Genomic DNA, 17,955 nt, shown 5'->3' with positions numbered 1-17,955 from the left:
GCGGCTCACCGTGTTCGGCGACGACTACGACACCCCCGACGGGACCTGCCTGCGCGACTACATCCACGTGACCGACCTGGTCGACGGGCACACCGCCGCCCTCGACTGGCTGGCCGCCCACGACCCCGGGTCGCGGGCCTGGAACCTCGGCACCGGCCAGGGGACGTCGGTGCTCGAGGTGATCCGCGCGTTCGAGCGGGCGTCCGGTCGTGAGGTCCCGTACGTGATCGGGCCCCGCCGCGCCGGCGACCTGCCCGCGACGTACGCCGACCCGACCCGCGCGCGCGACGAGCTCGGCTGGGTCGCCCAGCGGGACATCGACGACATGTGCACCGACCTGTGGCGCTGGCAGTCGCAGAACCCACGGGGTTTCGGCGGCTGAGCGAACGCTTGTGCGACCACTAGGCTCCGCCACCATGAGCGACTTCCCCAGCGACCGGACCGTGGCCGTCCTGGGCGGGACCGGGCCGCAGGGACGTGGCCTGGCCCGACGGTTCGCGGCGGCCGGGATCCCGGTCGTGATCGGCTCCCGCGACGCCGGCCGGGCGCAGGGTGTCGCCGCCGACCTCGCCGACGCCACGGGCGGCTCCGTCTCGGGGGCCGACAACGCCTCGGCCGCCGATGAGGGTGACGTGGTCGTCGTCGCCGTCCCGTGGGACGGCCACCGGGAGCTGCTGACCGGGCTCGCCCCGCGACTGGCCGGCAAGGTCGTCGTCGACTGCGTCAACCCGCTCGGGTTCGACAAGCAGGGCCCTCACGCGCTCGCCGTGGACGAGGGCTCCGCCGCCCAGCAGGCCCGGGAGCTGCTCCCGGAGTCGACCGTCGTCGCGGCGTTCCACCACGTGAGCGCGACGCTCCTCGAGGACCCGGCGGTCGCGGAGGTGAGCACCGACGTCATGGTGCTCGGCGACGACCGCGACGCGACCGACCTGGTGCAGGCCCTGGCCGGCAGCATCCCCGGCGTCCGGGGGATCTACGCCGGGAGGCTGCGCAACGCCCACCAGGTCGAGGCGCTCACGGCCAACCTGATCAGCGTCAACCGCCGCTACCGGGCGCACGCCGGCGTCCGGGTCACCGACCTCCCCGACTGACGGGGCGTGGTGTGAGCGGGGAGCTCCTCGTCCGACCCCGGGAGGCGGCGGACGTGACAGCGCTCGGCGAGCTGCTCGCCGCGCAGCGCGACGCGAGCCGCTACCCGCTCCGCTGGCCGCTCCCGTTCCCGGTCGAGGAGTTCGTCGTCCGTGCCGACGACCTCGCCGGGTGGACGGCGCTCCTCGACGGCCGCCCGGTCGGCCACGTCTCGGCGCAACGAGCGGCTGACGAGGTCGTGCGACCGCTGTGGGAGCAGGGCCACGGGCGCCCGGCCGACCGGCTCGGCGTCCTCGGCACCCTGTTCGTGGACCCCGGCGTGAGGGGCCGCGGGCTCGGAAGGCTGCTGCACGACACCGCCCTCGGCTGGCTGCGCGACCACGACCTCGGGCCCTGCCTGGACGTCGTCCCGATCCACGCCGCCGCGCAGGCGATGTACGCCGCCGCCGGGTGGCGCGAGGTGGGTCGGGTCCGGCCCCGGTGGCTGCCCGACGGCGAGCCCGACGTGGTCGCGATGGTCCTCAGCTGATCTCGAGCACGTCGAGCGCCCGCAGCGTCCGCACGACGTGGGGCACCTCGTGGATCCGCACCAGCTGGGTGCCGCCCAGCGCGGCGAGGACCGTGAAGAACCCCTCCGCCCGCCGGAACTCGTCCTCGAACAGGTCGAAGCTGTGCGGGACCGACACCGCGACCGGGACGCCCAGCGACCGGAGCCGGAACGACTGCGACAGGATCCGCGCCTGGTGGCGGACCCGGTCGAGCGGCTCGGTCAGGTTGCCGTAGTGGAAGCCGACGGCGGGATCGACCACGATCCGCTCGACGCCGAGCTCGCGGGCCCGCTCGATCCGCGGCGCGAAGTGGTCGGCCAGCACCGGCATCGGGTCGCCGTCGACCGGCAGCTCGCCGTCCTCGCGGACGTTGGCGGTCTCGCCGAAGCACATCAGCACCGTGGCGTCGTGGGCCGCGACCAGCCGCAGCATCTCGTCCTCGTCCTCGCGACCGGTCAGGTTGAGCACGCGCGCGCCCGCCCGGAGCACGGAGTCGACGACCTCCGGCTGATAGGTCTCGACCGACAGCACCAGCTCACGGGCCAGCGTGTCCACCACGGGCAGCAGCAGGCCGAGCTGCTCGCCGGGCGACGTGCGGTCCGCCTGCTGGCCGCTCGCCTCGGCGCCGATGTCGACGATCGTCGCCCCCTGGGCCGCCTGCACCCGCGCCATCCGCACCGCCGACTCGGTCGACACCGCGACGCTCTCGCGGTAGGTGGAGTCGCGCGAGAGGTTGACCACCCCCATCACCGTGACGCTGCCGTCGCGCACGACGACCCCGTCGGCGATCGGGACCGGGGTGACCGGCAGGTCGAGGTCGGCACGGTGACGGTCGTGCAGCTCCGCGAGCGCTGCCAGGGAGATCACGCCCGCGAGTCTAGGGCGGCCCCCGTCATCCGACCGGAGCGCCATCGGTTACGGTCGTGGCGACTCCTGGAGGTGGGGCATGCGAGTCCTGATCGGCCCGGACGCGCCGCTGCGCGAGGTGTACGCCGCTCCCGAGGGGCCCTGGTTGCGCGCCAACATGGTCTCGACGGTCGACGGCGCCTCGACGGGCGACAACGGCACCAGCCGCTCGATCAACACCGAGCCCGACCAGGTCGTGTTCGACCTGTTGCGTGACCTCTCCGACGCCATCGTCGTCGGTGCCGGGACGCTGCGCGCGGAGCAGTACCGTCCCAACCCCAAGCCGATCGTGGTGGTCAGCCGCACCGGCGAGGTCCCCAAGGGACTGCTCGGGCCCGGCAGTGGCCGGGTCCTGCTGGCGACCTGCTCAGCCGCCGACGGTCTCGACGCCAGTACCGAGCTGCTGGGACCCGACAACGTGCTGGTCCTCGGCTCCCACCGCGTCGACCTGGCCCGGCTGCGGGCCGAGCTGGTCGACCGCGGGTACCTGCACCTCCTGTCCGAGGGCGGGCCCCACCTGCTGCGCGACCTGCTCGACGAGGGCTGCGTCGACGAGGTCGACACGACGATCGCGCCGCGGCTGGTCGGTGGCCGCCACCCCCGCATCACCGACGGACCGCCGATCGACGTACCGCTGCGGCTGACGACCCTCGTCGAGCGGGACGGCACGCTGCTGGCGAGGTGGACCACCGCCTGAGCGACCGCCGTACTGGTCTGGTCCACACTCGGTCCGCGCGGCTCCCGGACGTACGCTGGGCGCGCCCCCCTTTTCGCTCGAAGGGGGAGTCGTGCGAGTCGACTGGGTGCCCTACTCCGCGGCCGCACTGGTCGTGGGCGCCACCGCGCTGTCGGTGGGCGCGATCCTGGTGCCGCAGGTCGGAGTGCTGTCGTCACCGCTCGCCGCCCTCGAGGTGCGGCCGGCGGGCTGGCTGGCGGTCTCGGGGCTGTACGCCGTCGCGTCGATCGCGCTGATCCTGGGGCTGCCCGCCGTCCTGAGCATCTTCGACGAACGGGGTGCCCGGGCGGCGCTGGTCGCGGCGGGCTTCGTGGTCGTGGGGTGCTTCGGCACTGCGGCGTTCGCCGTGCTGCTCGTCGTCTACCGGGCGCTCGCGCTCGGCGACCTCGTGGACGGCGGGCTGAGGGGCCTGGCGGGCGACACCGGGTTGTCGGTGATCCTCTACGCCTGGGTTCTGGGCTTCGCGGTGGGGGAGCTGGTGCTGGCCTACGCGCTCCTGCAGGAGCGCCAGGTGCCGCGCTGGGTGCCCGGGCTGCTGGTGCTGCACGTCGCGCTCACGCCGCTGGCTCCGGTGCTGCCCGACCTGGCGGTGGCGCTGGTCGCACTGCTGGTCACCATCGCCTTCGCCGCGCTCGGCATCGTCGCCCACCAGCGCACCGCGCTCCCTCGTCCCTGAGGGGCGAGCGGCTCCGAGGCGCGATTCGCTGGGACCGGGTGGCTACCGTCGAGACGTGAGCACCCGCACCACCACGGCCGACCCGACCATGGGCTGGGTGCGCGCGGGTGCGGTCAGCCTCGGGTTCGTCACGCTGCTCTGGCTCGCCGAGATCATCGACACCGTCCAGGGCGGCGACCTCGACCAGTACGGCATCCAGCCGCGCTCCGAGGACGGGTTGTGGGGCATCCTGTTCGCGCCGCTCCTCCACGGCGGCTTCGCCCACCTCGAGGCCAACACCGTCCCGCTGCTGATCCTGGGCTTCCTGGTCGCCACCGTGTCCTTCGGCCGCTGGTTGTCGGTGATGGCCTGGGCGTGGCTGGTCAGCGGCATCGGCGTCTGGCTCGTCGCCCCCGCCGGCTCGCTGACCATCGGCGCGTCCGGCCTGGTCTTCGGGCTGCTCACCTACCTGCTGGTGGTCGGCTTCCTCGAGCGCAGCCCGGTACGGATCCTGATCGGCGTCGGGGTGTTCCTGCTGTACGGCGGCGTGCTGCTCGGCGTCCTGCCCGGCACCCCGGGGGTCTCGTGGCAGGGCCACCTGTTCGGCGCCCTCGGCGGCGTGCTCGCCGCCCGCCTGCACGCTCGGCGCCGCCGCGCTGCAGGTTTCCCCGGCTAGCTAGCCGGCGAAACCTGCACGTCCCGGGCGACGGCGCGCTCACCACCCGGACGCGGGAATCGGCGCCGACCAGTGGGTGTTGTGCACCGTCGATGAGTGCCTCCACCGACGCCGTCCGCGGCGGGACCGTCCACGTCGCCGACGACTCCCGGCGGGTGTCGGTGCTCCTCGGGATGCTCTTCGGCCTGGCCGGGATGGGCTCGTCGTCGGTCGCGGTGGCCCTGCCGATCCTCGGCCCGGACCTCGGGGTCGGCCCCGGGATCGCCGCGTGGGCGATCAGCCTCTACGTGCTGATGCTCGCCGTGACCACGGCGGTGTACGGCCGGATCTCCGACCTGGTCGGCGTCCGGGCGCCGCTGCTGGTCGGGCTGGTGCTGATGTCCCTCGGAGCCCTGGTGGCCGCCCTCGCCCCGAGCTTCGGGGTGCTGCTCGGCGCGCGCGTCCTCCAGGGCGCGGGCGCCGCCGCCGTACCGACCCTCGGCGTCGCGATCCTCTCTGCGCGCTACACCGGCTCGGTCCGGGCGCTGGCGTTCGGGCGGTTGGCCGGCGTCGCCGCCGCGGTCAGCTGTCTGGGGCCGCTGGCGGGCGGTGTGGTCGAGGGACTCCTCGGTTGGCGCGCGGTGATGGCGCTCCCGCTCCTCGGCATCCTCGTCGTCCCGTTCCTGTGGCGCGCGCTCACCGCCGGCGGTACCGGCGCGCGGCTCGACATCGTCGGCGCCGTCCTCGTCGCCGTCACCGCCGCCGGGATGGTGCTGCTCGTGCAGTCGCCGTCCGCCGGCACGACCGTGGCCACGGTGGGCGCCGTGCTGATCGTGCTCGGCGTCCCTGCCGTCACCGTGTCGGTACGCCGGCGCCCGCACGGCTTCCTGCCCGTGGAGGTCGTGCGCAACTCGGTCGTCGTGCGCAGCGCGATCGCCGCCGCCGCCGTCCCCGCGTCCTGGTTCGCGCTGCTGATCGCGCTGCCCGCCGTGCTGCTCGCCGACGGCTGGGAGGCGTGGCAGGTCGGCCTGGCGATGGTGCCGAGCGGCGTGGTGGGGCTGCTGGTCCCGCGGGTGGCGGGGCCGCTGCTCGACCGGATCGGTGCTGCCCGGTCCCTCGCGACCGCGGGGGTGGTGTCGACGGTGGCCCTGCTGGTCGCCGCCCTCGGTGCCCACCGGGTCAGTGCCGTCGTCCTGGTCGCGGCGATCGTGCTGGTGACGTTCGCCTTCGGGGTCGGCCAGCCGGCCCTGAGTGCGGCCGTCGGCGACGCGGTCGAACCCGAGGTCCGCGGGGTCGCGCTGGGCATCGGCACCCTGCTGTTCCTCGTCGGGGGCAGTGTCGGCTCCGCGGTGGTGGCCGGCCTCGGCGGACCGCTCGGCATGGACGGCGCCGTCGCCTGCCTGGCCGTGCTGCCGGTGCTCGGCCTCCTCGTCCTGGCTCCCACGCTGCGGCGATCGCCGCGAGGCTGACGACGGGTCCGGTGCGCTGCCACGGGTGACGACGGGTGCGGAGCACAGGCTCTTCCGCCCTCACCCGCGGACACCGGGGCCGGGTCAGCCCCTCGCGAGGAACAGTGCGATCGACTGCTCGAGATCCGAGGCGGGTCGGGCCTGCTCCGGGGGACTGGTGACCCCGGCGAGCAGCAGCCCGTCGAGGAAGGCGAGCAGGTCGGCCGTGCGGGTCTCGGCGGACCCCGAGCGCCCACCCCCGACGTCCCGCAGCAGCGCGAGCATCCGTTCGGTGCCGGCCGCCAGTGCCTCCTGGAGCGCGGGACGTCGGCTCGCCTCGAGCACCAGCTCGTAGCGGGCGAGGGTGCGGACCCGGCCCTCGCCCTGCAGGCCGGACCGGACCACGGCCGTGAGCACCGACGCCGGGTCGTCGTCGGCGACCCCGTCGAGGACGGCGGCGTCGAGCTCCGCCAGCCGGGGCACCGCGCAGGCCAGGAGCTCTGCCCGGGAGCGGAAGTAGTACGACGTGGACCCCGTCGGCAGGCCCGCCGACTCGTCGACCGCGCGGTGGGTCAGGCCGCGGCTGCCGCGCTCGGCCAGCGTGCGGATCACCGCGTCGGCGATCAGGGTCCGTCGGTCCTCGGTGGTCGGCATGGGATCCCCTTCTTGACATGAGTCTCGACAGGCGTAGAGTACCGGCTCGACACCTGTAGAGGAAGGAGGCTCGTCGTGCCGATCGGGTACGCCGTGTTCCTCGGCTCCATCGCCCTGTTCACCACGGCTGCGCTGCTGACCACGCGGCGGGCGGGCCACACCCGCTACGTGTTGTCGGCGGCGATCAACGAGATCCCCCACGTCTTCGCCCTCGCGCTCGTGGTGTCCACGGTGTCCGCGTGGGCGGCCGATGACCTGGGCGGGACCTCCGGCGCGGTGCTCACCGGCTTCGCAGCGGCGGTCGTGGTCGGGACCGGCGTGCTCGCCCACCGGGCCCTGCCCGCCGAGGCGGAGGTGCGTGCCGGTCTCGTCGCCGCGGGGCTCCCGGGTGTCTTCCGACCGGGCTGGCGCCGGCTCCGTGGCTGGTTGGCACCGCTGCCGCTGCGCTCGCCGGCCGTCGTACGCCGGCGCGGACTCGCCTACGGCCCGCACCGTCAGCAGCGCCTGGACGTCTACCGCCGGCGCGACGGACTCACCAACGGCCGGGTCCTGGTCTACCTGCACGGCGGTGGCTACTACTCGGGCGGTCGGCACCGCGAGGGCCGGGCCCTGCTCCACCGGCTGGCGGCCGGGGGATGGACGTGCGTGTCGGCGGACTACCGGCTGCGCCCGCGCGCCGGCTTCGAGGAGCACATCGACGACGCCCGCTCGGCCCTGCGGTGGGCCCACGCGTACGCCGAGGAGGGCGGCGAGCCCGCGGAGGCGGTCGTGATGGCCGGCAGCTCGGCCGGCGCCCACCTCGCGGCCCTGTGCGCCCTGACCCAGCCCGACGACGACCCGCACCTCCGGGTGGACGGCGCGGTGTGCCTCTACGGCTACTACGGGCGCTACTACGGTCGGGGTCCGCTGGAGCACCCCGCGTCCTCACCCGTGGTGCTGGACCCCGCGGGGGCCCCGCCGATGCTGATCGTGCACGGCGACCGCGACTCCTGGACGCCGGTCGAGCAGGCACGCGAGCTCCGCGACCACCTGCGGAGCGGCTCGAGCAGCACCGTCGCGTACGTCGAGCTCACCGGCGCACAGCACGGGTTCGACCTCTTCGCCTCCCCGCGGTTCGTCTCGGTCGTCGACGGGGTGGAGACGTTCCTCGCCGTCGCCGTGCCGGGACCCCTGGCCGCCGCCACCGCGACCGGACGGACCTGATCGTGCGCATCGTGGTCGCCGGCGCAGGCGTCGCCGGCCTCACCCTGGCGGTCCTGCTGAGGCGGCAGGGGCACGAGGTCGTGCTGGTCGAGCAGCGGGAGAGCGCTGCGGACCCGGGCTACGCACTCGCGCTGTGGCCGCACGGGACGCGGGTGCTGCACGCCGTCGGGGTGCACGACCAGGTGGTCGCTGCCAGTCGTCCGATGGGTCGCTACACGGCTCGCGACGGGCGCGGTCGGGTGCTCACGTCGTCGCCGCTGCCGCAGCTGCTGGACGAGTTCGGCCACGTCGGCATCGTGTCCCGGGGCGACCTGCTGCGCGCCCTCGAGTCAGCGGTGGACGTCCCGGTGCGGTACGGCGCCGGCGTCCGCGCGGTCACCCAGACCGCCGGGTCCGTCCGCGTCGCACTGGCCGACGGCGGGGTGGAGGACGCCGACCTGCTCGTCGGGGCTGACGGCATCGGGTCCCGGGTTAGGGGGGCCGTGCTCGGCCCGGTGCCGCAGCGGGACACGGGGTGGGCCTGCCTGGTCTGGTGGTCCGACGGCGACCTGGGCGACCCGGACGAGACGGTCGAGCGCTGGGGGTCGGGCACGTTCATCGGAACCTATCCGTGCCGCGAACGTGTGTGTGTCATCGCCGGCGCACCCCGCGGCGTCCTCGACGGGCCGGACCGTCGCCGGCGGGCGCACCGCGTGCTGGGCGCGCACGGCCTGGACGAGGTGGTCTGGCGCGACGCCCTGGACCGGGGCGAGGACGAGGACGTGCACCTCTGGCCGATGGCCGACGTCCGCGCGCCCGCCTGGGTGCGCGGCCGGACCGTGCTGGTGGGCGATGCGGCCGCGGCGTTCCTGCCTACCGCCGGCATCGGCGCCTCGATGGCGTTGGAGGGAGCCGCGGCCCTGGCCGACGAGCTCTCCCGGACCGACGCGCGCCACCTCCCGTCGGCCCTGCGTCTCTACGAGCGGCGGCGTCGGGCGCGCACCGAGCGCGCGCAGCGGCTGTCCCGACGGCTCGCCCGGTTCATGTTCGTGGGCTCGCGGCAGGCGTCCGCGGTGCGCGACGTCCTGCTGGCGCGGACCAGCATCGACACCTTCGTCCGCCCCCTCGTCCGCGACCTCCAGCAGCCGATCTAGGGACGACGTGAGACTGCTCGTGCTGCTCCTCCTGGTGGGGCCGCTGGTGTCGGGGAGCGCGGCGCAGCCCGGCCCCGACGACCTGGCCGCAGCGATGGCGAGCCACCAGGAGCTTGCCGGGGTCCCCGGGGTGGCCTGGGCGGTGGTGGACGACGACGGTCCGCGTGCGGAGGGCACCCTCGGCGTCGACGGCGACGGGCACGCGGTCACGCCGCACACGCCGTTCCTTCTCGGGTTGCTCAGCAAGGCGTTCACCGCGGCCCTCGTCCTGCGACTGGCCGAGCAGGGGCGGCTGGACCTGGACCAGCCCGTCGTACGCCGGCTGAGCTGGTTCCGGACCGCGCGGTCGGAGCTCAGCGACCGGATCACGGCCCGCCAGCTGCTCGAGCAGACCAGCGGGCTCGACGCCGCCGCCGGCCTCGCCGACGCCGACCGGGCCACGCAGGACCCGGCCGACCTCCGGTCCCAGGTGCGCGCCCTGAGCGGTGTCGACCTCGCCGACGAGCCGGGGGCGTCGTACCGGTACAGCAGCGCCAACTACCTGGTCCTCGGCGCGCTCGTGGAGCAGGTCACCGGGGAGCGGGTGGGCGACCTGATGCGGCGTACCCTCCTCGACCGGGTCGGCATGGCCGACGCCGTCGTCGACCCCGCCTCCGCCCGGCGCCTGCCACCCGGCCACCGGCTGGCGCTGGGTCGCGCCTGGCCCTACGACCCCGGCTACGTGGCCTCGGGCGTCCCCTACGGCTACGTCGGCGCCAGCCTGACCGACCTGGAGCACGCGGCCACCGACCTGCTGTCGACCGACGCGAACGGCGCCTGGCCAGCCGCCGTGCTCGACCGGGTCCGCCGGGCATCCGCACCCGATCCGGCGCGCTCGGCGTACCGGGCGGGGTGGCGGGTCGAGACCCGGGACGGGGTGCGGTACGCCTGGCACTCGGGCGCGACCCCGGGCTCCTTCGCCACCCTCGTCCTGCTGCCCGACCTCGGACTCGCGGTCGTGCTGCTCCAGAACGGCTACTCGCCCGCGCGGGACGCGCAGCTCAACGGCGCGGCCTTCGACCTGGTCCGACTCGCCCTCGGTCAGGACCCACGACCGACCGGACCCGATCCGGTCCTCCTCGCCGCGCCCTGGCTGCTCACCGGCCTCGGCGCCGCCCTGCTCGTCCCCGCGTGCGTGGTCGCGGTGCGGCGGCGACGGCACACGCTCGGCGTACGGCGGCGGGGCCGGGTGGTGCTGATCGCCTGCGACGTGGTGGTGCTGCTCGCCGCCACGGCGGTGGTGCTGCACGCGGGACCGGTCGAGGCGGCGGTCCTGGGACGCTGGGCCCCCGACGTCTTCTGGGCGGCGGTGGTGCTGGTCGCGGCGGCCGCCGCCAGCCTCGTGGCCTGCCTCGTCGGCGTCCGCCGTTCCCGCAGCCTTCGGAAGGGACAGCCGGCCCCCTCCGGAGCGGTGCTCTCGCGGTATGCCGTACACCGGTGAGCGGAGCGTGACCACGTTTTGTGTCGAACAGCGGCTATGACATCATTGATGTCATGTCACGAGGTTCCGCCGTGTACGACGTCCTCCGGCACGTGAGGCCTGTTGTCCTCGAGTCGACCAGGGTCGTCGACAGCCGGGTGCGTGGCCTGGGGTGGACGGTCGGCTCCCGGGCGGTGGCGGAGCTGCTGCGCACTCTCGGCCCGATGACCGTGCCGCAGATGGCGGAGACGCTGTCCCTGGCCCGGCAGAACGTGCAGCGGCACGTCGACGAGCTCGTGCGGCAGCGGCACGCGCGCACGCTCACCAACCCGGCGCACAGACGGTCCGTACTGGTCGACCTGACCCCCGCGGGCGTGACGGCGTTCGACCGCCTGCACGCGCAGGAGGTCGTCGACCTCGCGTCGCTCGCAGCCGAGTGCACGACGGAGGAGCTCGCCACGGCAGCCCGGGTACTGGCAGCGTTCGGGAACGACCTCCGGACGAGGGCCACGTCATGAGCGGAGACGATGTGGACACCCTCGACATCCACGCCCGCACGGGGCGCAACCGCAGGGAGATCGCCGACCTCCTCGACGGGCTGGCGCCCGACCAGTGGGAAGCGCCGACCCTGTGCGAGGGATGGACCGTGCGTCACCTGGCAGCCCATCTCCTGCAACCGATGCTGGTCGGCTTCGGCCGCTTCTTCCTCGCTTCGATCCGCCACCGCGGGGACACCGCGGCCACGGTGGACCACCTGGCCCGACGGCTCGCCGGGCGCGAGCCGGCCGAGATCGTGGACCTGCTGGGCGAGCACTCCGGGGACCACGTCGACCCTCCCCGGGTGGGCCCGATGGGCCCGTTCGCGGAGACCTGCATCCACCTGCGTGACCTCGCCCGCCCCCTGGCACTCCCTGTGGACGCGCGCCGGGAGGACTGGTTGGTCCTCCTCGACCACCTCTGCTCCGGCGAGGCGGCGCCCGGGCTCGTCGACCGGCGTCGCATCGAGGGACTGTCCCTGCGGGCGACGGATGCGGACTGGCAGCACGGGCAGGGACCTGAGGTGGTCGGCACTCTCGAGGCGCTCACCATGGCAGTTACCGGGCGCCGTGTCGTGCTCCCCGAGCTGCGCGGCCCCGGCGTCGAGGCCCTCGCGTCGTGAGGCGGTGACCGTGGCTGTCGAGGAGCCCCTCGTCTCGCTCTCGACCTGGCAGCCGGTGGAGCCGGGCCCGCCCTCCCCCCAGCGGCGTGCCCTCCTGCAGACCATCGCCGAGACGATCGACGAGACGTCGTCCGGTCGGCTTCGGGTGGCGGTCGACGGGCGGACCGGCGCGGGCAAGTCGACGTTCGGCCATGAGCTGGCCGCAGCCCTGCAGGCCTGCGGCCGCGCCACCGCCCGCGCTTCGCTGGACGACTTCAAGCACCCGTGGCGGCACGCAGCCGAGCACGGCTACGACCGGGTGAGCGGTCGTGGCTTCTACGAGAACGCCTACGACCTCGAAGGGGTACGGAGCCTGCTGCTGGGCCCCGGTGGGGCCTCGGGCAGCGGTGTGGTCTCGCTCTGCGCGCACGACCCGTTGACCGGCATCGACCACCGCGAGCAGACCGTCGCGCTCCGGCCCGACCACGTGCTCGTCGTCGACTCGGTCTTCGCCATGCGCCCCGAGCTGGACCACCTCTGGGACCTCCGCATCCGGCTGACGGTCGAGCCGGCCACGGCGCTGGCCCGCGGGCTCGCGCGTGACCTCGGCCGAGAGGGCGAGGCGGAGGCGCGCCGGCTGCACGAGGAGAGGTACGCGCCCGCGGAGGCCGTCTACCTGGCCCAGGTCGACGCTGTCGCCCGCGCGGACCTCGTCATCGACAACACCGATCTCGTCCGGCCGGCGCTCGTGGTGGACCGCACGCGCCGACGTTGAGGTCAGCGTGTCCCCTTGCGGGCCCGGGACGCCAGCTTGGCCCTCTCGTTCGAGTCGAGGACGACCTTGCGGATCCGTACCGTCTCCGGCGTCACCTCGACGCACTCGTCCTCGCGGCAGAACTCCAGGCACTGCTCGAGCGAGAGCCTGCGCGGCGGGACCAGCTTCTCGAAGTTGTCGGCCGTGGAGGAACGGATGTTGGTCTGCTGCTTCTCCTTGGTGATGTTGACGTCCATGTCGTCGGCGCGGGAGTTCTCGCCGACGATCATGCCCTCGTAGACCTCGGTCGAGGGCTCGACGAACATCACGCCCCGCTCCTGCAGGTTCGTCATCGCGTACGACGTCGCCACGCCGGCCCGGTCGGCGACCAGCGACCCGGACGCGCGGGAGCGGATCTCGCCGGCCCACGGCTCGTACGCCTCGAACACGTGGTGGGCGATGCCCGTGCCGCGGGTCTCGGTGAGGAACTCGGTGCGGAAGCCGATCAGGCCGCGCGCCGGCACCAGGAACTCCATCCGCACCCAGCCGGTGCCGTGGTTGGTCATCTGCTCCATCCGGCCCTTGCGGGTGGCGAGCAGCTCGGTGATGGTGCCGAGGTACTCCTCCGGCGCGTCGATCGTGAGCCGCTCGACCGGCTCGTGCAGCTTGCCGTCGACGTCCTTGGTGACCACCTGCGGCTTGCCGACGGTCAGCTCGTAGCCCTCGCGCCGCATCTGCTCGACCAGGATCGCCAGCGCCAGCTCGCCACGGCCCTGCACCTCCCAGGCGTCCGGCCGCTCGGTCGGCAGGACCCGCAGCGACACGTTGCCGACCAGCTCGGAGTCGAGCCGGTCCTTGACCAGTCGCGCGGTGACCTTCGAGCCCTTGACCCGGCCGACCAGCGGCGAGGTGTTGGTGCCGATCGTCATCGAGATCGCGGGCTCGTCGACGTGGATCAGCGGCAGCGGGCGCGGGTCGTCGGCGTCGGCGAGCGTCTCGCCGATCGTGATGTCGGGGATGCCGGCGACGGCCACGATGTCGCCCGGCCCGGCGCTCTCGCCCGGCTTGCGCTCCAGCCCCTCGGTGACCAGCAGCTCGGTGACCCGGACGTTCCGCGCGGTGCCGTCGCGCCGGATCCACGCCACCGTCTGCCCCTTGCGCAGCGTGCCCTGGTGGACCCGCAGCAGCGCCAGCCGGCCGAGGAACGGCGAGGCGTCGAGGTTGGTGACGTGGGCCTGCAGAGGCGCGCCCTCGTCGTACGTCGGGGCGGGGATGGTCTCGAGGATGGTGCGGAACAGCGGCTCGAGGTCGGGGGAGTCCGGCAGCCCGCCGTCGGCGGGGACCTCCAGCGACGCCCGGCCGGCCTTGGCGCTGGCGTAGACGACGGGGAAGTCCAGGGCGTCCTGGCTGTGGGACTCGTCGAGCAGGTCGAGGAACAACTCGTAGGTCTCGTCGACCACCTCGGCGATCCGGGCGTCGGAGCGGTCGACCTTGTTGACGACCAGCACGACCGGCATGTCGGCATTCAGGGCCTTGCGCAGCACGAACCGGGTCTGCGGCAGCGGGCCCTCGCTCGCGTCGACCAGCAGCACGATCCCGTCGACCATCGACAGCCCGCGCTCCACCTCGCCGCCGAAGTCGGCGTGGCCGGGGGTGTCGATGATGTTGATGGTGACGCCTCCGGCGTCACCATCAACGGTGGTTGCGGTACGCGCGGACGGCCCCGCGTACCTCACGGCCGTGTTCTTGGCGAGGATCGTGATGCCCTTCTCGCGCTCCAGGTCGCCGGAGTCCATCACCCGTTCGGCGACGCCCTCGGCCTGGTGCTCGGTGAAGGCGCCGGCCTGGTGGAGCATCGCGTCGACCAGGGTGGTCTTGCCGTGGTCGACGTGGGCGACGATCGCGACGTTGCGGAGGTCGTTCCGGGTGGTCGGGCGGGGAGCGGGGAGCGTCGTGGGCACCGGCGGATTCTACGGAGCCGCGGCCGTGGGCCACGATTCGGCGCCGCCCGAGGGCTGGCGCCCGGCTCCGGGCGCCCGACCCTAGGCTGGACCCATGCCCAGCATCGCCACGAACACCACGGTGTCCCGCGAGGAACTGCTCGACTTCGCCCGCGAGCGGCACCGCTACGCCCTGGTGACGACGCGGCAGGACGGCCGCCCCCAGGTCTCGCCCGTGACCGGCGGCGTCGACCAGGAGGGGCGCCTGGTGATCTCGTCGTACCCGGAGCGCGCGAAGGCGCGCAACCTCAAGCGGAACCCGGCCGCGACGGTGCTGGTGATGAGCGACGAGTTCGACGGACCGTGGGTGCAGGTCGACGGCACCGCCGAGGTGCTCGACATGCCCTCGCAGGAGGCCGAGGACGGGCTGGTCGACTACTTCCGCTGCATCTCCGGCGAGCACGACGACTGGGACGAGTACCGCGAGGCGATGCGCCGGCAGGGCAAGTCCCTGATCCGGGTCACGCCCGAGTCCTGGGGCCCGGTGGCCACCGGCGGCTTCCCGGCCCGGCTCGCATGACCCTGGTCGCCGCCGCCGACGGGTCCGCCCTGGGCAACCCCGGCCCCGCCGGCTGGGCGTGGTACGTCGACGACGACTGCTGGGCCAGCGGTGGCTGGCCGCACGGCACCAACAACATGGGCGAGCTGACCGCCGTCCTCGACCTGCTCCAGCAGAGCGCGGACCTCGACGACGACCTGCTCGTCTACTGCGACTCGACGTACACGATCGACCTGATCACCAAGTGGATGGCGGGGTGGAAGCGGCGCGGGTGGCAGAAGGCCGACAAGAAGCCGATCAAGAACCTCGAGATCGTCCAGGCGCTGGACGCGGCGATGGAGGGACGGCGCGACCGGGTCCACTTCGAGTGGGTCAAGGGGCACAGCGGGCACGAGCTCAACGAGGCCGCCGACCGGCTCGCGAACGCCGCCGCGCTGGCGTTCCAGAACGGCGAGCAGCCCCCGCACGGCCCCGGGATCGACGGCCGGCGAGGGACCCACGACTACCAGGTCACCCGGCCGCCGGAGCCGGACGCCGACCTGTTCTCGCTCGGCGACGACGAGCCCTCCGACGAGGACCAGGTCGTCGCGCTGGAGCGGTCGCTGCTGACCGACGAGGTCAGGTCCGACCCCGCAGCCGTGGCGGCGCTGCTGGACCCGGGGTGGACCGAGGTCGGCCGCTCGGGCCGGGTGTGGACGCGCGAGGACCTGCTGGCCTCGATCGGGCCGCTGCCGGATCCGGTCGACCTCGAGGTGCTCGGCGTCGAGCGGGTCGCCGACGGCGTGCTCCTGCTGCGCTGGCGAGCCGTTGCCGGATCCGGCCCGACGACCCTCCGCAGCTCGCTCTGGGTGCGGTCACCGGGTGGTTGGCGGCAGCGGTACCACCAGGGCACCCCCGAGTCCTGAGTGGCACCAACCTTGCGGTACTCCAGTGAGAAGTGGCCCCTGCCGCAGCCTCTGGAGGGGCCACTCGCCACTGAACTACCCCGAAAGGGACCTTGCCGCCCCGCGACGAGCGCGAGTAGGCAGGGGGGATGGACACACCTGGTGACACCCTGAGCAGTTGCCACTTCGTCCCGCCGTACCTGATGCAGGAGCTCGCCCGGACCGGCACCCTGGCCGAGGGCTACGTCCACGAGTGCCTCCGCATCGACACCCAGCTGCGGGACCGCCGCCGGGGCGGGGGTGTCCGGGCGACCGCACGCGACACCACGGCCCGTTGGGTGGTGCACACGGCCGACCACGCCGAGGAGCTCCCGGGCGAGCCCGTTCGCAGCGAGGGTGAGCCGGAGTCCGGCGACGCGGCGGTCGACGAGGCGGCGAGCGGCATCACCGCCACGCTCGACCTGTTCCGCGACGTCTTCGCCCGCGACTCCTTCGACGACGCCGGCGCGCGGCTGCTGCTGACCGCCCACTACGGCCGTGACTACGCCAACGCGTTCTGGGACGGCGGCCACCTCGTGTTCGGCGACGGCGACGGCACGGTCTTCACCCGGTTCACCCGCGCCGCAGACGTGATCGCGCACGAGTTCGGCCACGCGGTCACCGAGCACACGGCCGGGCTGGTCTACCAGAACCAGTCGGGCGCGCTCAACGAGTCGGTCTCCGACGTCTTCGCCGCCTGCCTCAAGCAGCAGCTGGCCGGCGCCGACGCCGCGGCCGGCAGCTGGCTGATCGGCGAGGAGATCTTCGTCCCCGGCATCAACGCCCGCGGGCTCCGTGACATGGAGAACCCCGGCACGGCGTACGACGACCCCGCGCTCGGCAGGGACCCGCAGCCGGCCCACATGGACGACTTCGTCGAGACCGTCGACGACAACGGCGGGGTGCACATCAACTCCGGCATCCCCAACCGGGCCTTCGTCCTGGCCGCACGGGCGGTCGGCGGGACGTCGGCCGGTGGCGCGGGACGGATCTGGTACGCCGCCCTCACCTCGGGCGAGCTGACGACCGTGTCGGACTTCCGGGCGTTCGCCGCCGCGACCGTCGCGGCCGCCGGCGAGCACGAGGACGCGGTGCGCGAGGCGTGGGCACAGGTCGGCGTCACGGACGGGACGGCGGAGTCCCCGGCGCCGCAGGCACCGCCCACGACGCAGCCCGGTGTGGTCTCCGTACGCCGCAGCGGCGGGATCGTCGGCCAAGTGGTCGAGGGGTCGGTCGACCCGACGGCCGACGACGACCGGGCGCGGGCCGTGCGGGAGCTGCTGGACCGCGTCGACCTGAGGAGCGCGGCCGAGACCGGCGCGCCCCAGCCCGACCGCTACGTCTACGAGATCGGCATCGGCGAAGGTGAGTCCTACACCGTCCAGGAGGTCGCGCTCGACGCCGACACCCGCCGGCTGATGGAGCTGGTGCTGGACGAGGGGTCCTAGCCCAGGGCCCGGTCCAGGGCCGCCTCGACGTGCAGCGTCGTGCAGAGGAAGAGCGGCAGGTCGACGTCCGACTGCGAGATCAGCAGCTCCAGCTCGGTGCAGCCGACCAGGATGCCCTGCGCACCGGCGTCCCACAGCCCGTCGATGATCTCGACGACCCGGCGCCGGGTCCGGTCGACGACCTGGCCGTGCACCAGCTCCTCGTAGATGGCGTCGTTGAGGAACGCGTGGTGCTCGGCGGCCGGCACGACCACCTCGACGCCGTGCTCGGCCATCCGGTCGCTGAAGAAGCTGTCCTCCATGGCCACCGTGGTGCCGATCAGGCCGACCTTGGTGACCCGCTCGGCCTTCACCGCCTCGGCGACCACGTCGGCAAGGTGCAGCAGCGGGATGCCGACGGCGGCCTCGATGTCGTCGGCCACCTTGTGGAACGTCGTGGTGCAGAGCACCAGGAAGTCGGCTCCGGCGCGCTCGACGCCCTGCGCCGCCTCGGAGAGCAGCTGCCCGATGCGGTCCCACCGCTCGGCGTCCTCGAGCGCGGTCAGCTCGGCGAAGTCGACGGTGCTCAGCACCAGCTTGGGTGACGACAGCCCGCCCAGGCGCTCGTGCACGCCGGTGTTCAGGTCGCGGTAGTAGACGAGGCTGGACTCCCAGCTCATCCCGCCGACGAGTCCGATGGTCTGCACGGGGGCAGTCTGCCACCCGGC

At 73.8% G+C, this 17,955-nt stretch carries 20 protein-coding genes; 16 read left to right on the top strand and 4 right to left on the bottom strand.

What is annotated here, in order from left to right; genetic code table 11:
- The 3 genes from ACQ1X7_RS07920 to ACQ1X7_RS07910 form a co-directional block, all read left to right on the top strand.
- On the top strand, nucleotides 1-382 hold a 382-nt coding region (locus tag ACQ1X7_RS07920; protein ID WP_432477625.1), incomplete at its 5' end, for an NAD-dependent epimerase/dehydratase family protein.
- A 34-nt stretch (nucleotides 383-416) separates the two neighbouring features.
- Nucleotides 417-1,091 (top strand): NADPH-dependent F420 reductase, encoded by a 675-nt coding sequence (gene npdG / locus ACQ1X7_RS07915; RefSeq protein WP_432477624.1) that lies wholly within the window; start codon nucleotides 417-419, stop codon nucleotides 1,089-1,091.
- Between the two features lie 53 nt (nucleotides 1,092-1,144).
- The gene (locus ACQ1X7_RS07910; RefSeq protein ID WP_432477623.1) at nucleotides 1,145-1,618 is read left to right on the top strand and encodes a GNAT family N-acetyltransferase; all 474 of its coding nucleotides are present in this window, start codon (nucleotides 1,145-1,147) and stop codon (nucleotides 1,616-1,618) included.
- On the opposite strand, the gene ACQ1X7_RS07905 is transcribed toward ACQ1X7_RS07910, so the two are convergent.
- Entirely contained in the window at nucleotides 1,611-2,504 is an 894-nt protein-coding gene (locus tag ACQ1X7_RS07905) for a dihydropteroate synthase (RefSeq protein WP_432477622.1), read from the bottom strand. The two genes, ACQ1X7_RS07910 and ACQ1X7_RS07905, sit on opposite strands and share 8 nt — an antisense overlap.
- Before the next feature lie 79 nt (nucleotides 2,505-2,583).
- Here ACQ1X7_RS07905 and ACQ1X7_RS07900 point away from each other — a divergent pair, with 79 nt between their 5' ends.
- The 4 genes from ACQ1X7_RS07900 to ACQ1X7_RS07885 all read left to right on the top strand — a co-directional run bounded on the left by ACQ1X7_RS07900 (nucleotide 2,584) and on the right by ACQ1X7_RS07885 (nucleotide 6,058).
- Complete coding sequence (locus ACQ1X7_RS07900) at nucleotides 2,584-3,240, top strand: dihydrofolate reductase family protein (protein WP_432477621.1); 657 nt, start codon at nucleotides 2,584-2,586, stop codon at nucleotides 3,238-3,240.
- Between the two features lie 91 nt (nucleotides 3,241-3,331).
- On the top strand, nucleotides 3,332-3,955 hold the full coding sequence (locus ACQ1X7_RS07895) for a hypothetical protein (RefSeq protein WP_432477620.1): 624 nt from the start codon (nucleotides 3,332-3,334) through the stop codon (nucleotides 3,953-3,955).
- A 55-nt stretch (nucleotides 3,956-4,010) separates the two neighbouring features.
- Nucleotides 4,011-4,610, top strand: coding sequence for a rhomboid family intramembrane serine protease (locus ACQ1X7_RS07890; RefSeq protein ID WP_432477619.1), 600 nt, complete (start codon nucleotides 4,011-4,013; stop codon nucleotides 4,608-4,610).
- Nucleotides 4,611-4,702: 92 nt separating this feature from the next.
- Nucleotides 4,703-6,058 (top strand): MFS transporter, encoded by a 1,356-nt coding sequence (locus ACQ1X7_RS07885; RefSeq protein ID WP_432477618.1) that lies wholly within the window; start codon nucleotides 4,703-4,705, stop codon nucleotides 6,056-6,058.
- Nucleotides 6,059-6,142: 84 nt separating this feature from the next.
- Here ACQ1X7_RS07885 and ACQ1X7_RS07880 read toward each other — a convergent pair whose 3' ends face one another.
- Complete coding sequence (locus ACQ1X7_RS07880) at nucleotides 6,143-6,691, bottom strand: TetR/AcrR family transcriptional regulator (RefSeq protein WP_432477617.1); 549 nt, start codon at nucleotides 6,689-6,691, stop codon at nucleotides 6,143-6,145.
- Between the two features lie 75 nt (nucleotides 6,692-6,766).
- On the opposite strand from ACQ1X7_RS07880, the gene ACQ1X7_RS07875 reads away from it, so the two are divergent.
- The 6 genes from ACQ1X7_RS07875 to ACQ1X7_RS07850 are packed head-to-tail and all read left to right on the top strand — an operon-like array spanning nucleotide 6,767 to nucleotide 12,399.
- Complete coding sequence (locus ACQ1X7_RS07875; protein ID WP_432477616.1) at nucleotides 6,767-7,894, top strand: alpha/beta hydrolase; 1,128 nt, start codon at nucleotides 6,767-6,769, stop codon at nucleotides 7,892-7,894.
- 2 nt (nucleotides 7,895-7,896) lie between these two features.
- Nucleotides 7,897-9,027, top strand: a complete 1,131-nt coding sequence (locus ACQ1X7_RS07870; RefSeq protein WP_432477615.1) for an FAD-dependent oxidoreductase — start codon at nucleotides 7,897-7,899, stop codon at nucleotides 9,025-9,027.
- Nucleotides 9,028-9,034: 7 nt separating this feature from the next.
- Nucleotides 9,035-10,507 (top strand): serine hydrolase domain-containing protein, encoded by a 1,473-nt coding sequence (locus ACQ1X7_RS07865; protein ID WP_432477614.1) that lies wholly within the window; start codon nucleotides 9,035-9,037, stop codon nucleotides 10,505-10,507.
- A 53-nt stretch (nucleotides 10,508-10,560) separates the two neighbouring features.
- Nucleotides 10,561-11,004, top strand: coding sequence for a MarR family winged helix-turn-helix transcriptional regulator (locus tag ACQ1X7_RS07860; RefSeq protein ID WP_432477613.1), 444 nt, complete (start codon nucleotides 10,561-10,563; stop codon nucleotides 11,002-11,004).
- Nucleotides 11,001-11,645: a maleylpyruvate isomerase family mycothiol-dependent enzyme gene (locus ACQ1X7_RS07855; protein ID WP_432477612.1), complete on the top strand. Its 645-nt coding sequence runs from the start codon at nucleotides 11,001-11,003 to the stop codon at nucleotides 11,643-11,645. Before ACQ1X7_RS07860 ends, ACQ1X7_RS07855 begins: the two co-directional genes overlap by 4 nt.
- A 10-nt stretch (nucleotides 11,646-11,655) precedes the next feature.
- Nucleotides 11,656-12,399 carry a hypothetical protein gene (locus tag ACQ1X7_RS07850; RefSeq protein ID WP_432477611.1) on the top strand — a complete coding sequence of 248 codons (744 nt, stop codon included), beginning with the start codon at nucleotides 11,656-11,658 and terminating at the stop codon, nucleotides 12,397-12,399.
- A 2-nt stretch (nucleotides 12,400-12,401) separates the two neighbouring features.
- On the opposite strand, the gene typA is transcribed toward ACQ1X7_RS07850, so the two are convergent.
- Nucleotides 12,402-14,339 carry a translational GTPase TypA gene (gene typA, locus ACQ1X7_RS07845; RefSeq protein WP_432477610.1) on the bottom strand — a complete coding sequence of 646 codons (1,938 nt, stop codon included), beginning with the start codon at nucleotides 14,337-14,339 and terminating at the stop codon, nucleotides 12,402-12,404.
- Nucleotides 14,340-14,433: 94 nt separating this feature from the next.
- On the opposite strand from typA, the gene ACQ1X7_RS07840 reads away from it, so the two are divergent.
- The 3 genes from ACQ1X7_RS07840 to ACQ1X7_RS07830 all read left to right on the top strand — a co-directional run bounded on the left by ACQ1X7_RS07840 (nucleotide 14,434) and on the right by ACQ1X7_RS07830 (nucleotide 17,248).
- Nucleotides 14,434-14,898, top strand: coding sequence for a PPOX class F420-dependent oxidoreductase (locus ACQ1X7_RS07840; RefSeq protein WP_432477609.1), 465 nt, complete (start codon nucleotides 14,434-14,436; stop codon nucleotides 14,896-14,898).
- On the top strand, nucleotides 14,895-15,782 hold the full coding sequence (locus tag ACQ1X7_RS07835; protein WP_432477608.1) for an RNase H family protein: 888 nt from the start codon (nucleotides 14,895-14,897) through the stop codon (nucleotides 15,780-15,782). The genes ACQ1X7_RS07840 and ACQ1X7_RS07835 overlap by 4 nt, the downstream gene beginning before the upstream one ends.
- 128 nt (nucleotides 15,783-15,910) lie before the next feature.
- Nucleotides 15,911-17,248, top strand: a complete 1,338-nt coding sequence (locus tag ACQ1X7_RS07830) for a protealysin inhibitor emfourin (protein WP_432477607.1) — start codon at nucleotides 15,911-15,913, stop codon at nucleotides 17,246-17,248.
- Here the strand turns inward: ACQ1X7_RS07830 and ACQ1X7_RS07825 are convergent.
- Nucleotides 17,245-17,934, bottom strand: a complete 690-nt coding sequence (locus tag ACQ1X7_RS07825; RefSeq protein ID WP_432477606.1) for an aspartate/glutamate racemase family protein — start codon at nucleotides 17,932-17,934, stop codon at nucleotides 17,245-17,247. The two genes, ACQ1X7_RS07830 and ACQ1X7_RS07825, sit on opposite strands and share 4 nt — an antisense overlap.
- Nucleotides 17,935-17,955: the final 21 nt, after the last annotated feature.

This window comes from Nocardioides sp. GXQ0305 (assembly GCF_050880345.1).
Lineage (GTDB): Bacteria > Actinomycetota > Actinomycetes > Propionibacteriales > Nocardioidaceae > Nocardioides.
The sequence above is the reverse complement of the archived record's forward strand: the minus strand, read 5'-3'. Positions and strand labels throughout refer to the sequence as shown.

Coding starts and splice junctions, on each gene's coding strand:
- npdG (WP_432477624.1), top strand. CDS start 417: ATGAGCGACTTCCCCAGCGACCGGACCGTGGCCGTCCTGGGCGGGACC.
- ACQ1X7_RS07900 (WP_432477621.1), top strand. CDS start 2,584: ATGCGAGTCCTGATCGGCCCGGACGCGCCGCTGCGCGAGGTGTACGCC.
- ACQ1X7_RS07885 (WP_432477618.1), top strand. CDS start 4,703: ATGAGTGCCTCCACCGACGCCGTCCGCGGCGGGACCGTCCACGTCGCC.
- ACQ1X7_RS07880 (WP_432477617.1), bottom strand. CDS start 6,691: ATGCCGACCACCGAGGACCGACGGACCCTGATCGCCGACGCGGTGATC.
- ACQ1X7_RS07860 (WP_432477613.1), top strand. CDS start 10,561: ATGTCACGAGGTTCCGCCGTGTACGACGTCCTCCGGCACGTGAGGCCT.
- ACQ1X7_RS07855 (WP_432477612.1), top strand. CDS start 11,001: ATGAGCGGAGACGATGTGGACACCCTCGACATCCACGCCCGCACGGGG.
- ACQ1X7_RS07840 (WP_432477609.1), top strand. CDS start 14,434: ATGCCCAGCATCGCCACGAACACCACGGTGTCCCGCGAGGAACTGCTC.
- ACQ1X7_RS07835 (WP_432477608.1), top strand. CDS start 14,895: ATGACCCTGGTCGCCGCCGCCGACGGGTCCGCCCTGGGCAACCCCGGC.
- ACQ1X7_RS07830 (WP_432477607.1), top strand. CDS start 15,911: ATGGACACACCTGGTGACACCCTGAGCAGTTGCCACTTCGTCCCGCCG.